The following is a 13,192-nucleotide window of genomic DNA, read 5'->3' on the forward strand; positions in this document are numbered from 1 at the left end:
GTCTATCCTCGGTGATTCATGTTCGGCATGCGGCGGACTACTGAACGGCCCAGCGTATGGTGAATAGCGCCTCGCTCACGGTGCGCTGCGCGAGGCGCCGTTCCAGGGATTCGATCAGGGAATCGCGCTTCTCCATGATTTCGTCCTCTGCCTTGAAAATGTCTTGCCGCTGGCGGCGTTGCTGTTTTTCCAGCTTCTGCAACTGCTGCTGAATTTCGTGCTGCTCTTCAAGCGTGACCGCTTGGCGTGCCTCCCGTCGTAGGGCCTTGATCTGTTCCTTGGTCGCTGCAAGCGCCTTTTCCGCCGACAGCACCATGTCGTCGGCCCACTTTTCCAGCTTCTCGCGCGCCTGGTGGAAGTGGACGCTGTTCCGTTCGAGCGAACGGCTGATCGTCGCCTTGGCGTGCCTCTCGGCATCCGCGTCCAGCCGTTGCTGCACGCTGGCCGGGAGTTCCTCATCACCCTGCAGGCGCCCCGAACAGCCGAAGAGCTTCTCCATCGTTTCCTGGTCGAGCGAGGCACCGCCATCGTCAAAGCCGGAGAACAGCAGGTACTCCTCGCGCTCATAGGACTCGACCACGAGGCGGGCAAGTGTCAGGAAACCCATCTTCCCACGGAGTGCTTCAACTGCATGGATGCGCGTCGGATGATGCGACACATCGAACACGATCCGCGCCGGAGGTGTCGCCATCGCCTTGGCGCTCTCGATGACATGCTCGCCCAACGGATGCGAGACGCGATAGAGAAACTGGGTGCTCTCCTCGCCATCGTCCGCGTTGGCAGGCTGCTGCGACCGGGGGCGCGACTTGGACATCAGGTGGTAATGGCCTCGCGCGATGTCCGTTCGTGGTGGACGTTCGAGGTCAAATACCAGCTTGCCGTCGTCGAAGCTGGCCCGACCGGCGAGCATGAAGCGGGTCAAGGACCAGAAGCGCTCGCCAAAGCGATCGAGCTGCGCCTTGGCGTCATCAAGCTGCAGCCGAAGGCGATGATGCACGTCCTCGTCAAAGTGCTCGAACAGTGTCCGGCGCGTGTCGTCCAGACGGGTGCGGATCTGCTCGTCCATTTCCGCTTGCAGGGTGTGAAACGCCGCATCGATCTCCTGGGGCGTTCGGCATCCCTGGTAGATGGCGAGGATACGCTTCTCGAAGTCGACGCCGGACTCGATGGTTCCAAGCACCTCGTCGGAGGCGCCGAAGACGCCGTTGAAGAGGCTGAACTTTTCTCCCAGCAACTCCAGCACGCGGCGGTCGGCCTCGTTGCGTTCGTTCAGGAAATTGATCACCACCACGTCGTGTCGTTGACCGTAGCGGTGACAACGGCCGATCCGCTGCTCGATTCGCTGCGGGTTCCAGGGCAGGTCGTAGTTGATGACCAGCGAGCAGAACTGCAGGTTGATGCCTTCCGACGCGGCTTCGGTGGCGAGGAGGATCATGCCGTCGTCGCGGAAGTGTTCGATGAGCGCAGTACGCACATCGACGGCGCGGGAAGCAGAGGACCGGCCGCTGTCCTGGTTTTTCTCGACCCAGCTCTGGTAGATGGCGCTGGCTTCCGGCCCGCTGTTGCTGCCGTTGAATAGCACCACCTGTCCGCGGTAGCCGTTCGATTCAAGGAAGGTCTTCAGGTATTCCTGCGTACGGCGGGACTCGGTGAAGAGCAGCGCCTTGCGTGCGGCTCCGGTGGCAGTCATCTGTGCGAAACCGATGTCCAGCGCGGTGAGCAATGTTCTTGTCTTGGTGTCGGTGCCGATGCTGCGCGCCCAGTCTGCGAGCCGCTGCAGAATCTCGATCTCTTCCCGAAGCTGCTGGCGATCAATGGTGTGTGGCGCGTTGCCGGCGTCGGCTTCGGCAGACTCCCCGAGGATCTCATCGAGCAGGTCGTCCTCGATCTCCTCGGAATCGATCAGACCCTCGGTCAACTCGGGGTCGTCGACTATCTTGTCGTCGCTCAGCTTTTCGAGACGGGCACGCAGGGTGTCGAGGGTAGCCGCGATCGCTGGCGAGGAGGAGGCCAGCAGCTTGCGCAGGATCAGCGCGGTCAGATGCCGCTGGCGCGAGGGCAGCGCGTAGCTGTCTTCGCGCTGCAGGAATCCAGACACCGCCTCGTAGAGCGCGTGTTCGTCGTCGCTGGGCGTGAACGGCCGCGTGATCGGCCGCCGCTCGGTGTAGCGGATGTACTCGGTGACCTGGTTACGCAGTGTGCGCTTGCAGAAACCGGCGAGCCGCTGGCGCAACTCGCTGACGCTACTGCCAGCGCTGGCATACTGAGATCGGAAGGAGTTGAGATCCCCGAACAGATGCTCGTCAAGGAGGGTCGATAGCCCGTACAGTTCGAGAAGGGAGTTCTGCAGCGGCGTTGCCGTGAGCAGGATCTTGCGACAGTCTTCGGTCGCCCAGCGTATGCCTTGGCCCAGCTTGTTGCTCGGCCGATAAGCGTTGCGCAGCTTGTGGGCTTCGTCGATGACCACCAGATCCCAAGCGAAGGTCTTGAGTTCCTCGCGCAAGGTGCTCGCGTAGTTCAGCGACAGGATGAGTACGGCCTTCTCGCCCAAGGGCGCGCCGCCACTCCGTTGTGCCTCGCGATAGGATTTGGCGTCGAGCACCCGCGTGGGGAGGTTGAACTTCTCCTGCAACTCCATTGCCCACTGCTTGCGCAGTGATGCCGGGCAGATCACCAGCAGACGGCGCTTGCGCTCAGCCCAGAACTGACAGAGCACGATACCCGCCTCGATCGTTTTCCCGAGACCAACCTCGTCGGCCAGGATCACGCCCTTGGATAGCGGCGACTGCAAGGCGAAGAGCGCCGCCTCGATCTGGTGCGGGTTGAGATCCACCGCCGCATCGAAAAGCGACATCGACAGACGGTCCATGCCAGTCGCCGCGCGACGGGTGAGGTCGTGGGCGAAGTACTTGGCGTGGTGCGGGGTCAGGATCATCGGCGCAGGGATCGGTTCTTTCGGAGGCAGGTGTCGAGGCGCCTGTCGTGATTCCCGTTTCTCACTGGCTGACGGCGAGTACGGGTATGCACACGGCGGCGACAGCCTGATTGCCGCCGGAAAAAACGGCACTGCAGGACGGCGAGCATTCCGTATCGCGGCTTGTGTGAAGCGTCCAGAGGGCGGCACGCGGCCAGATTGTACGCGAGCATCATCCCGTGTCAAAAGCTTGTCGTCGCCGGAGGGTTGCTGCTTCAACAGTCTGGGACACGCCACCCTCTCGAAACGTCCACGTCACGGCGCTCCCCGTGTTCTCGTTGTTGACAACCGCGACACGCTCCTTGGAACGAACGTCCCCGACGTCGGTCGATCTGGTAATATTGTGATTGTCACGAAACCAACGGGGAACCGATGTCCGACAAATCTGTGACAGTCCCGAAACGCGGCCGCCCGCGCCTGGGTGAGCAAGCGTTGAGCGCTGCGGAGCGCAAGCGCGCGCAGCGCCAGCGTGACAGCCGCGCGGCGCTAGACGCCATCGGCGATGAGCAGAACGCGCCACTGCGGGCGCTGCTGGCGGTTCTGGGACGGGTCGAAGCGTCAGAATCCGCTCGGCTTTCTGCACAACGCGCCTGGGCTGAAATCGGCCGGCGCTATGAGTTCGTGAGTGTCACGGAACAACCCGGCGCTGAAAAAACACCGTCGAGGAACAAAGGATGAACGAAACGACGAAAGCCGAAAACCTGCGTCCTGGCTGGAAGCCTGGCCAGTCCGGCAATCCGAAGGGGCGACCAAGGGGAAGCCGCAACCGTGTCACTTTGGTTGCCTTGGCCGCGATGGAGGAAGGCGCCGATGCTATCGCCAGAAAGGTGGTGGACCTGGCGAAGGAAGGTGACATGAGCGCTGCACGGCTGGTGATCGAGCGGCTGGTTCCGGTTGCGAAGGAGCGCCCGATCTTCCTCGCCTTGCCAGATACGGGATCTGCCGAGGGTATCGCTGAAGCGCAGAACGCCATCTTGCAAGCGGTGGCGGCCGGCGACCTTCTGCCCGGCGAGGCCGCGACTCTGGCCGGCATCGTCGAAGCGCGCCGGAAGGCCGTTGAGACACTTGAGCTTGAACAGCGCATCGCAGCACTGGAGAGCAAGAAGTGACGGCAGCACTTGGACGAAGATTGACGAAGCTCGAACAGGAAGCGAATCCTGGAACGAGCGTCGCCGATGCCATACGACAAGTGTATGCCGACAGGCAGGCCGGTATCACGCGACCACGGCGGGAGTACGTGCCGGGCCAGAGTCGCATCGCTGACCTAATCCATGAGCGACGCATGGCACGGGGTGAAGCATGATCGCGGCACTCAACAAACGTCTGTCCAAGCTCGAAGAAATTTCCGCACGTGGCGAAATTGGCACCGAAGTGGATAGAAGCCTTGAGAAGATGGGAACGAGCCGCACCGAAATGCTGGCCGACTTCGGTAGTCTGGTCGCGTTTCGTGACTGGCTGGCCGGGCGAACTTCGGCGACCGACCGTCAGGGCGAGGTGCGGCAGACAACATCCTCGAACTATCGGCAGTGGCAAGGCGACGGCGCGGTATCGGCGAAATGGGATGCGATTGTTGAACGGCACGAGGCGCTACAGACCGGCGCCCCTCCCGCGAGTCTCTCTTCCCGGAAAGAGGTATTGCAATGAATCCGCTCGCACGACGCACGGCCAAGCTGGAACGGGCCGCACACCCCGATGCGAACTCCATCGCCATCATCATCCGCCGCATCATCGACCCCGATGGTGATGAGGTTGTTCGCGCCGTCAGCGGTGACCAGATCGTCGACCGCTGCGCCGACGAGGCCGAAGACGACTTCGTGGAACGGGCGAAGGCCGAAGCACTGGCACGCACGGAGCGGCGTCCGTGCCGCGTGCTCCTGCTGCCTGAGCAGGCACTCCAGTGAGCGCCCTGCAACGGCGCCTCGCAAAACTGGAAGACGTCCTGCTCCCGAAGCCGAGACCGGCGGTCTGCATGTTGAGTGAGCCGGCGAGCGATGCGCCGGCCGAGGCATGGGCGGAATACCGGCGACAGGTTGAGGAAGCGACAGCTCGCGGGGACTTCCTCATCCTGCTGGTGCCGATGAAGCCGACCGACAGGCCGCGAACCGAGAAGGGTGTGACCTACTGCGGCAGCAAGTTCGAGGCGCAGCTTGCTGCGGCGTCGATGCATCCGTCCAGTCGGGGCAACAAGAGCCTCCTGAGCGACGTGCTCGAGGATCTGCGCGGCAATGTGTTCAAACCAAGGCCGCAAGCCGGAGCCTATGCGCCTGGTCATTCTGCGAGCGAAGGCGACGAGCAAGAGCACACGGAGCCAGCGATCACCTGGGCTGACGCGAGCGCTGCTGCTGCCAATCAGGCAGCAACGTCGCGCTGATCTGCTCCAGTGCGACGTGGCGCCACCTGTGGTCGATCGATAACCGATCGACGTCGGCGCCAGTCTGCCGGCCGGGGTGGCCTCAAATTGCTCTGATTTGGCTACATGGTGGCTACATGAAGGCCAGAAAGCAAAAAGGCCACCTTCTAAAGTGGCCTAAGTGCTTGATTTCTTTGGCTCCCCGACCTGGGCTCGAACCAGGGACCTACGGATTAACAGTCCGACGCTCTACCGACTGAGCTATCGAGGAACGTGCGGGCAGGATCTTAGACATTCGTGTGCCGCCCGTCAAGACTGAGCTGTCGGCCAGGAGCAGTGATGCGATAATGGCGCGAGGCTCCACCCGACCTCTGCTGGGGGACGCATGGCAACCATACTCATCATCACCGACCGGGCCGATGATTTGGCCACAGTCGATCACGTGCTTGCCACACGGCACAGGCTGCGAGTTGCCGCCTCGCTGCAACAGGCGCTGCAGTTCACCGCAGATGCGCCTCGCCCCGATCTGGTCCTGCTCGATGCACCGATGGCGGCGATCGACCGCCGTCCGTTTCTTGATCGCCTGCGGCAGTGCGCGGCCAGCGCAGCCACCCCGATCATCGTCATCAGCTCGGGTGAGGGCGCCGACGAAGCGAGCTGGCTCGAACAGGGAGCTGACGATTACCTGCAGCGGCCGCTGCGACCGGCGACCGTCGCCGCGCGGGTCGGCATTCAGCTCGAGCTGCAGTCGGCTCGCGCCCGACTGCTGGATCAGGATCGAAGCCTGACGGCGGAAGTCGCCCGCCGACTGGCGGACAACCTCCTGATCCAGGATGCTGGCATTCGCGCACTGGCCCGGCTGGCCGAGGTTCGCGATCCGGAAACCGGCAACCACCTGCGTCGCACACAGCGCTACGTCCGCATCCTGGCCGAAGAGCTCAGCGGCCACCCACGCTTTGCCGCCTTTCTGACGCGGCAGAACACCGAGCTCCTCGCCAAGTCCGCACCGCTGCACGATATCGGCAAGGTCGGCATCCGCGATGAAATCCTCCTCAAGCCGGGCAGGCTGACAGCGGAGGAGCGCGAGATCATGAAGGCCCACAGTCTGCTCGGATTTCAGGCCATCCAACAGGCGGAGCAGGACAGCGAGCAGCCTGTCGACTTCCTGCGCATGGCCAAGGAGATCACGCGCTCGCACCACGAACGATGGGATGGTTCGGGCTATCCGGACGGTCTCGCCGGCGACGCGATTCCCATCGCCGCGCGCCTGATGGCCCTTGCCGACGTCTTCGATGCGCTGATCGCCGCGAGGATCTATAAATGCCCCTTGCCGTTCGAGCAGGCCGGACGCATCATCCGCGAAGGCCGCGGCAGCCATTTCGACCCGGACATCGTCGACGCCTTCACCGCCCGAGAGGCGGACTTCATCGCCATCGCCCGTGAGCACGCGCGAGCGAGCCTGGCCGTCGCGGGCGAGCGGGTGGCAGCGGCTGTCGAACCGCCAGCGGCCGGTCGGGAGCCAGGCCGCTGTCCATGACGCAACGAGTGGTTCGCTCGCGCACGGTGCGAAGGGTGACGCCGACATGACCGTGCCGCAGCGTCATCAAGGGCAGCTTTCGATTAGAATCCAGCCTTTTTTGCACCGCCGCAGGCAGTCAGGAGAGCACTACGATGACCTTGCAGAGCAAGCCCACGACCGACGACGTCCGCATCAGGGAGATCAAGGAACTGGTCCCACCGGCCCATGTCTTCCGCGAGTTCCCGGTCGGGGTACGCGCTGCGCTGACGACCTACAATACCCGCCAGAGCATCCACCGCATCCTGCACGGGGCGGATACCCGCCTGCTGGTCGTCGTCGGCCCCTGCTCGATCCACGCCGTCGACTCGGCGCTCGATTACGCACGCCGGCTGCAGGCGGAGGTTGCGCACTTCCAGGATGATCTGCTGCTCGTCATGCGGGTGTACTTCGAGAAGCCGCGGACAACGGTCGGCTGGAAAGGGCTGATCAACGACCCGCGGCTCGACAACAGCTTCCGGATCAATGAGGGGCTGCGCCTGGCGCGTGGCCTGCTGCTCGAGATCAACGACATGGGGCTGCCCTGCGCCACCGAATTCCTCGACACGATCACACCGCAGTACACCGCGGACCTGATTGCCTGGGGCGCGATCGGCGCCCGTACGACCGAATCGCAGGTGCACCGCGAACTGGCCTCGGGCCTCTCCTGCCCGGTCGGCTTCAAGAACGGCACCGACGGCAACATCCGCATCGCCATCGACGCGATCCGCGCCGCACAGTCACCGCATCACTTCCTGTCGGTCACCAAGGCCGGCCATTCGGCCATCGTCTCGACCGGCGGCAACGAGGATTGCCACGTGATCCTGCGCGGTGGCCGGGAACCGAACCATGACGCAACTCATGTCGAAGCCGCGTGCCGGGAGATTGCCTCGGCCGGCCTGGCGGCACGCCTGATGGTCGACGCCTCGCATGCCAACAGCAACAAGCGCTTCAAGCAGCAGATCGAGGTGGCGCGCGACGTCGCCAGCCAGGTCGCGGCGGGTGACGAGCGAATCATCGGCCTGATGCTGGAGTCCCATCTCGTCGAAGGGCGGCAGGACCTGGTGCCGGGACAGCCGCTCGAGTACGGCAGGAGCATCACCGATGCCTGCCTTGGATGGGAGGATTCGCTGGCCGTCCTCGAGATCCTGGCCAAGAGCGTCCGCGACCGGCGGCTGGTCGGAGCCGCGCAGTAGTCGCAGGGCGCCGGGAGGCGGCTGGCATCGGGCCAGCGCCTGGCAGCGGCACAATGCGGAAGGTGAGGCGGGGATCGCCGCCGGAAGCGGCTGGCGCGGTGCTTCCCGCCGAGCCGAAGGCAGCCCCTAGCGGAGCTTCATTTCCTTGTACATCACGTGCTTGCGGGCTTTCGGATCGTACTTCTTGATCTCCATCTTGCCCGGCATGGTCTTCTTGTTCTTGGTCGTGGTGTAGAAGTGTCCGGTACCGGCCGTGGACTCGAGTTTGATCTTGTCGCGCATGTCCGTTCTCCCCCTCAGATCTCGCCGCGCGCCCGCAACTCGGCGAGCACGACGTCGATACCGTTCTTGTCAATGGTCCGCAAACCGGCATTCGAGACGCGCAGGCGCACCCAGCGCTTCTCGCTCTCGATCCAGAAACGGCGATACTGCAGATTCGGCAGGAAGCGGCGCTTCGTTCTATTGTTGGCATGGGAAACGTTGTTCCCCGCCATCGGGCTCTTGCCCGTCACCTGGCAAACACGCGCCATGATCGTTGCTCCAATTGATTCAGGAAGAAAGCCCGCGATTCTAGCCGATGCAGGCAGTTGTTTTCAAGCGATTTCCACCATACCGCTAGAGGAGCCCGCGTTCGGCAAAGGACAGCGGTGCGGCCTGTGCCGCGACGATGAAGTGATCGAGCACCCGCACCTCGACCAGCGCCAGGACCTGCTTCAGTTCGCTGGTCAACAACTCGTCGGCACGCGACGGTTCGGCGACCCCCGACGGGTGATTGTGTGCCAGGACCACTGCCGCCGCATTGTGCCACAGCGCCCGCTTGACGACCTCGCGCGGATAGACGCTGGTCTGCGTCAGGGTACCGCGGAACAGTTCCTCAGCAGCGATCAGGCGATTCTGCGCATCCAGCCAGAGGGCGACGAAGACCTCATGCTCGAGGCCGGCCAGATGCAGTCGCAGATAATCACGCACGGCGCCGGGTGAGGCAAAGGTGCTGCGCTGCTTCATTTCCTCGGTCAGTGCCCGCCGCGCCATCTCGAGAACGGCCTGCAACTGGGCATATTTCGCCGGGCCCATCCCGGGCACATCGGTGAACTCGTTGCGCCCGGCGGCGAACAGGCTGTTGAGGCTGCCGAAACGACGGATCAGGTCGCGCGCCAGGTCGACGGCGCTCGTGCCCCTGCTGCCCACACGCAGGAATATCGCCAGCAGTTCGGCATCGGAGAGCGACGCCGCGCCACGCGCGAGCAGACGCTCGCGCGGTCGCTCGTCCTCCGGCCAGTCGGTGATCGCCATCTCCGCCCCCTCGCTGCAGCTTCCTGGGCTTTCATTGTAGCGGTGTCGGCGATGCGGCAGAAGCATTCGCGCGCGGCAGGACGGCTGCTGCCTTCACCGCCGCATCTCCAGTAGAATGTGCCGCCTGGGATCATGAACGGGCAGGCGGGCTTTGCATGGAACTGGCTGGAAAACGCATCCTTCTCGGGGTTACTGGCGGCATCGCCGCCTACAAGGCGGCCGAACTGCTTCGCCTGCTGAGCCGCGAGGGGGCCTCGGTGCAGGTGGTGATGAGTGAAGCCGCCACACGTTTCGTCACCCCGGTCACCTTTCAGGCGCTTTCCGGGCAGCCGGTGTTCTGCGACCAGTGGGATCCACGGGTGGCGAACAACATGGCGCACATCGACCTGTCGCGCGCCGCCGATGCCGTGCTGATCGCTCCCGCTTCGGCGGACTTCATGGCCAAGATCGCGAACGGCCTCGCCGACGACCTGCTGACGACCCTGGTGCTCGCGCGCGACTGCCCGCTGCTGCTGGCACCGGCGATGAACCGGCAGATGTGGGAGAACCCGGCAACCACGCGCAACGTGGCGACGTTGCGCGCCGACGGCGTCGCCATCCTCGGTCCGGGCTGTGGCGACCAGGCCTGTGGCGAGAGCGGCCTCGGCCGGATGCTCGAAGCGCAGGACATCCTCGACGGACTAATCGCCCACTTCCAGCCCCGTCTGCTGCCGGACGTCGACGTCCTCCTGACGGCCGGCCCGACCTTCGAGGCGATCGATCCGGTACGCGGCATCACCAACCTGTCGAGCGGCAGGATGGGTTACGCCATCGCGCGCGCGGCGCGCGAGGCGGGTGCACGGGTGACCCTGGTCTCGGGCCCGGTCCACCTGCCCTGCCCGACCGGTGTCAACCGCATCGACGTCACCAGTGCACGCGACATGCACGCCGAGGTCATGGCGCATGTGGCCCGGCACGGGGTCTTCATCGCCGTTGCCGCGGTCGCGGACTACCGCCCGGCGCGGACCATCACGCAGAAGATCAAGAAGGGCGCGCAGGTGACACCACCGGCGATCGAGTTGGTGCTGAATCCGGACATTCTCGCCGAGGTCGCCGCCCTGCCCGCGCCGCCGCTGTGCGTCGGTTTCGCCGCCGAGAGCGAGCACCTCGCCCTCTACGCCGAGCAGAAGCGCCGCAGCAAGGGCATTCCGCTCATCGTCGGCAACCTGATCCAGGACGGCTTTGGTGGCGACGACAACCGGCTGATCCTGTTCGACGACGACGGCCAGCACCCCCTGGCAGCAGCTTCCAAGCTCGTGCTCGCCCGGCAACTGGTGGCGCACATCGCCGGCCTGCTGGCGAAACGCGGATGAGCGGACGCGGCCAGAAGGTGGACATCAAACTGCTCGACGCGCGCCTGCGCGAGCAGCCGCCGCACTACGCGACAGCGGGATCGGCCGGGCTCGACCTGCGCGCCTGCATCGAGCAGCCGCTCGTCATCGCACCCGGCGAGACGCGCCTGATTCCGACCGGCATCGCGATCCACCTGGCTGATCCGGGACTGGCAGCGATGATCCTGCCGCGCTCAGGCCTCGGCCACCGGCATGGCATCGTGCTCGGCAATCTGGTCGGCCTGATCGACTCCGACTACCAGGGCGAGATCATGGTGTCGACCTGGAACCGCGGGCACGAACCCTTCATGCTGCGACCGCTCGACCGATTGGCGCAACTGGTGGTGGTACCGGTGCTGCAGATGTCGTTCAACGTCGTCGACGACTTCGCCGCCAGCGCCCGTGGCGATGGCGGTTTTGGCAGCACCGGGCACGCCTGAGAGCTTGTGAAGAAATCGTCGCCAGCAGGCCGTGATGCGAGTCGCAAGCGAGCGAAAGACGAGACCTGTCAGATCGATGGGCAAGGGGTGAGCGCGTGCGCAACGCCGCAGATCGGTCGCGCGGGGGGTTGCTTCACAACCTCTGCCGCCGCTGTGCCGCCAGGCGCATGGGCACCGTCAGTCGCTGCGCCGTCGCAGCATCACGCCAGCGGCGGCGAGGAAGCCGATGAAGCAAAGCCCCGACCAGTTGGCCATCGACAGGCCGAGCAGGACCCAGTCCTTGCTCGAGCAGAAACCGGTGGCGAGAAACATCTGTGGCCACAGGGCGCCAAACCAGTCGACGATCCGCTCGATCAGCGTCGGCTCGCCGAAACCGCACTCCATCCCCTCCTGCGGCAGGTATTGCAGCCAGCTCTGATAAGCCGCGGTCGCCACGCCGCCGGCCGCCACCACGGCCAACAGGATGCTCGACACGCGGGCGGCAGCGGGCAACAGTGCGCCGACCAGCGCGAGCAAGGCGATCGACAGGAAGAGCAGGCGCTGGAAGATGCACAGTGGGCAGGGCTGCAGGCGCATGATCTCGCCGATCCCCCAGCCGGCCAGAGTCAGACCGATTGCCGCCGCGGCCAGCAGGAGCAGGATCGTGCGCGGCGATCGCCCGACCAGGGGTTTCACCGCTCAGACCGGGACATAGCTGCGCAGGCGCAGAGACAGTTCCCGCAACTGCCGCACGCCCGAGTTCTCGGCCCGCTCACACCAGTCCTGCAGCGCCTTGAGGAGGAACTCGCCGGAGACGTTCGACCGCTCCCAGAGCGCGATCAGTTCATCGCGCATGGCGTATGCGGTCTGCAGCGCTCGACTTTCGTCCAGCATCATTTCGAGCCTGCCGCGAGCCTCCTGCGGGATCGTCCGTGAATCGGCAGCGAGCCAGCGCTTCAGGCCGCGGAAGCGCCGGCCGTGCTGCAGTCGGGCGAGTTCCTCGCGATACACCTGCTTCAGCGAGCGGGCATACTGGGCCAGCAGGTCGTAGCGGTTGGCAATCACCGCCTGCAGGGTGTTGGCGTCGACCACCGGCCGCAGGCCTCCCAGGCGCGGTCTGGGCGCGACCCGCTTGATCTGTGCCAGGCGAAGCGCTGCCAGGATGCGGATGTAGAGCCATCCGAGATCGAACTCGTACCACCGGATCGACAATCGGGCCGACGTGGGAAAGGTATGATGGTTGTTGTGCAGTTCCTCGCCGCCGATCAGGAGGCCCCAAGGGCTGATGTTCGTACTCGCATCGGCCGGGCTGAAGTTGCGGTAGCCCCAGAAATGCCCGAGGCCGTTGATGACGCCGGCTGCCCAGAAGGGAATCCAGGCCATCTGGACCAGCCAGATCAGCGACCCGGCAGCAATGCCGAAGACCAGCACATCCACGGCCAGCATGATGGCGACGCCCAGTTTGTGCCACGGCGTATACAGATGCCTCTCGAGCCAGTCATCCGGTGTGCCGTGACCGTAACGCTGCAGGGTATCGCGCTTCCTGGCCTCCGCGACATAGAGGAAGACGCCGGTCCACAGGACCCGGTGGATGCCATGCACCTGCGGGCTGTGCGGATCATCCACCGTCTCGCAGCGGGCGTGATGCTTGCGGTGGACCGCCGCCCACTCCTTCGTCACCATGCCGGTGGTCAACCACAACCAGAGACGGAAGAAATGGGCCACCAGGGGGTGCAACTCGAGCGCACGATGCGCCTGCTGCCGATGCAGGAAGACCGTCACCGCAACGATCGTGACGTGGGTCAGGCCGAGGGTCATCAGGACGTAGCCCCACCAGGGCCAATCGACCATTCCAGCGTACATGCGCGACATTCCGGAAAAGTTGGGCAGCCGGCGATTTTAAGGCAATCGGGCGCCACCACCAAACGCCGGTGAGGACGCGCCGCCCGGCTCCCGGTCGCAGGGCCCGGCCGGCCACCGCGCAGCGGTGCTTCGCGCGGCAGACGTTTCTCGCACGCGCACAAGCCGTTATCAT

General features: G+C 64.7%; 15 protein-coding genes and 1 tRNA gene. 9 read left to right on the top strand and 7 right to left on the bottom strand.

Going from position 1 to position 13,192, the window contains the following annotated elements:
• Positions 1-37 precede the first annotated feature (37 nt).
• Positions 38-2,935, bottom strand: coding sequence for an SNF2-related protein (locus V5B60_RS21245; RefSeq protein WP_332350029.1), 2,898 nt, complete (start codon positions 2,933-2,935; stop codon positions 38-40).
• 411 nt (positions 2,936-3,346) lie between these two features.
• On the opposite strand from V5B60_RS21245, the gene V5B60_RS21250 reads away from it, so the two are divergent.
• From V5B60_RS21250 to V5B60_RS21270, 5 genes are all read left to right on the top strand, one after another.
• The gene (locus tag V5B60_RS21250; protein WP_332350031.1) at positions 3,347-3,652 is read left to right on the top strand and encodes a hypothetical protein; all 306 of its coding nucleotides are present in this window, start codon (positions 3,347-3,349) and stop codon (positions 3,650-3,652) included.
• Positions 3,649-4,083 (top strand): DUF5681 domain-containing protein, encoded by a 435-nt coding sequence (locus tag V5B60_RS21255; RefSeq protein ID WP_332350033.1) that lies wholly within the window; start codon positions 3,649-3,651, stop codon positions 4,081-4,083. Before V5B60_RS21250 ends, V5B60_RS21255 begins: the two co-directional genes overlap by 4 nt.
• A 190-nt stretch (positions 4,084-4,273) precedes the next feature.
• A complete protein-coding gene (locus V5B60_RS21260; RefSeq protein WP_332350035.1) occupies positions 4,274-4,618 on the top strand; it encodes a hypothetical protein in 345 nt (114 codons plus the stop codon).
• Positions 4,615-4,875 (top strand): hypothetical protein, encoded by a 261-nt coding sequence (locus V5B60_RS21265; RefSeq protein WP_332350037.1) that lies wholly within the window; start codon positions 4,615-4,617, stop codon positions 4,873-4,875. The genes V5B60_RS21260 and V5B60_RS21265 overlap by 4 nt, the downstream gene beginning before the upstream one ends.
• Positions 4,876-4,943: 68 nt before the next feature.
• Positions 4,944-5,345: a hypothetical protein gene (locus tag V5B60_RS21270; protein ID WP_332350039.1), complete on the top strand. Its 402-nt coding sequence runs from the start codon at positions 4,944-4,946 to the stop codon at positions 5,343-5,345.
• 174 nt (positions 5,346-5,519) lie between these two features.
• Here V5B60_RS21270 and V5B60_RS21275 read toward each other — a convergent pair.
• Positions 5,520-5,595, bottom strand: a tRNA-Asn gene (locus V5B60_RS21275).
• 114 nt (positions 5,596-5,709) lie between these two features.
• Between V5B60_RS21275 and V5B60_RS21280 the strand changes: the two genes are divergently transcribed.
• Together V5B60_RS21280 and aroG are read left to right on the top strand one after the other, a co-directional pair.
• The gene (locus tag V5B60_RS21280; RefSeq protein ID WP_332350041.1) at positions 5,710-6,861 is read left to right on the top strand and encodes an HD-GYP domain-containing protein; all 1,152 of its coding nucleotides are present in this window, start codon (positions 5,710-5,712) and stop codon (positions 6,859-6,861) included.
• A 134-nt stretch (positions 6,862-6,995) separates the two neighbouring features.
• Positions 6,996-8,075 carry a 3-deoxy-7-phosphoheptulonate synthase AroG gene (gene aroG / locus V5B60_RS21285; protein ID WP_332350044.1) on the top strand — a complete coding sequence of 360 codons (1,080 nt, stop codon included), beginning with the start codon at positions 6,996-6,998 and terminating at the stop codon, positions 8,073-8,075.
• A 126-nt stretch (positions 8,076-8,201) separates the two neighbouring features.
• Here the strand turns inward: aroG and rpmG are convergent, their stop codons facing one another.
• From rpmG to radC, 3 genes are all read right to left on the bottom strand, one after another.
• A complete protein-coding gene (rpmG, locus tag V5B60_RS21290; RefSeq protein WP_034896676.1) occupies positions 8,202-8,357 on the bottom strand; it encodes a 50S ribosomal protein L33 in 156 nt (51 codons plus the stop codon).
• Between the two features lie 14 nt (positions 8,358-8,371).
• Entirely contained in the window at positions 8,372-8,605 is a 234-nt protein-coding gene (gene rpmB / locus V5B60_RS21295) for a 50S ribosomal protein L28 (RefSeq protein WP_295401179.1), read from the bottom strand.
• Between the two features lie 85 nt (positions 8,606-8,690).
• Positions 8,691-9,368 (bottom strand): RadC family protein, encoded by a 678-nt coding sequence (gene radC / locus V5B60_RS21300; protein ID WP_332350051.1) that lies wholly within the window; start codon positions 9,366-9,368, stop codon positions 8,691-8,693.
• Between the two features lie 155 nt (positions 9,369-9,523).
• Here radC and coaBC point away from each other — a divergent pair, with 155 nt between their 5' ends.
• Positions 9,524-10,720 carry a bifunctional phosphopantothenoylcysteine decarboxylase/phosphopantothenate--cysteine ligase CoaBC gene (gene coaBC / locus V5B60_RS21305; protein ID WP_332350053.1) on the top strand — a complete coding sequence of 399 codons (1,197 nt, stop codon included), beginning with the start codon at positions 9,524-9,526 and terminating at the stop codon, positions 10,718-10,720.
• Positions 10,717-11,178, top strand: a complete 462-nt coding sequence (gene dut / locus V5B60_RS21310) for a dUTP diphosphatase (RefSeq protein ID WP_332350055.1) — start codon at positions 10,717-10,719, stop codon at positions 11,176-11,178. Before coaBC ends, dut begins: the two co-directional genes overlap by 4 nt.
• 177 nt (positions 11,179-11,355) lie before the next feature.
• On the opposite strand, the gene V5B60_RS21315 is transcribed toward dut, so the two are convergent.
• Both V5B60_RS21315 and V5B60_RS21320 read right to left on the bottom strand, forming a co-directional pair.
• On the bottom strand, positions 11,356-11,853 hold the full coding sequence (locus tag V5B60_RS21315; RefSeq protein ID WP_332350056.1) for a disulfide bond formation protein B: 498 nt from the start codon (positions 11,851-11,853) through the stop codon (positions 11,356-11,358).
• A gap of 3 nt (positions 11,854-11,856) precedes the next feature.
• Positions 11,857-13,020 carry a DesA family fatty acid desaturase gene (locus V5B60_RS21320; protein ID WP_332350058.1) on the bottom strand — a complete coding sequence of 388 codons (1,164 nt, stop codon included), beginning with the start codon at positions 13,018-13,020 and terminating at the stop codon, positions 11,857-11,859.
• Positions 13,021-13,192 lie beyond the last annotated feature (172 nt).

Origin of the sequence: Accumulibacter sp. (assembly GCF_036625195.1) — a bacterium.
In the GTDB taxonomy this organism is placed as follows: Bacteria; Pseudomonadota; Gammaproteobacteria; order Burkholderiales; family Rhodocyclaceae; genus Accumulibacter.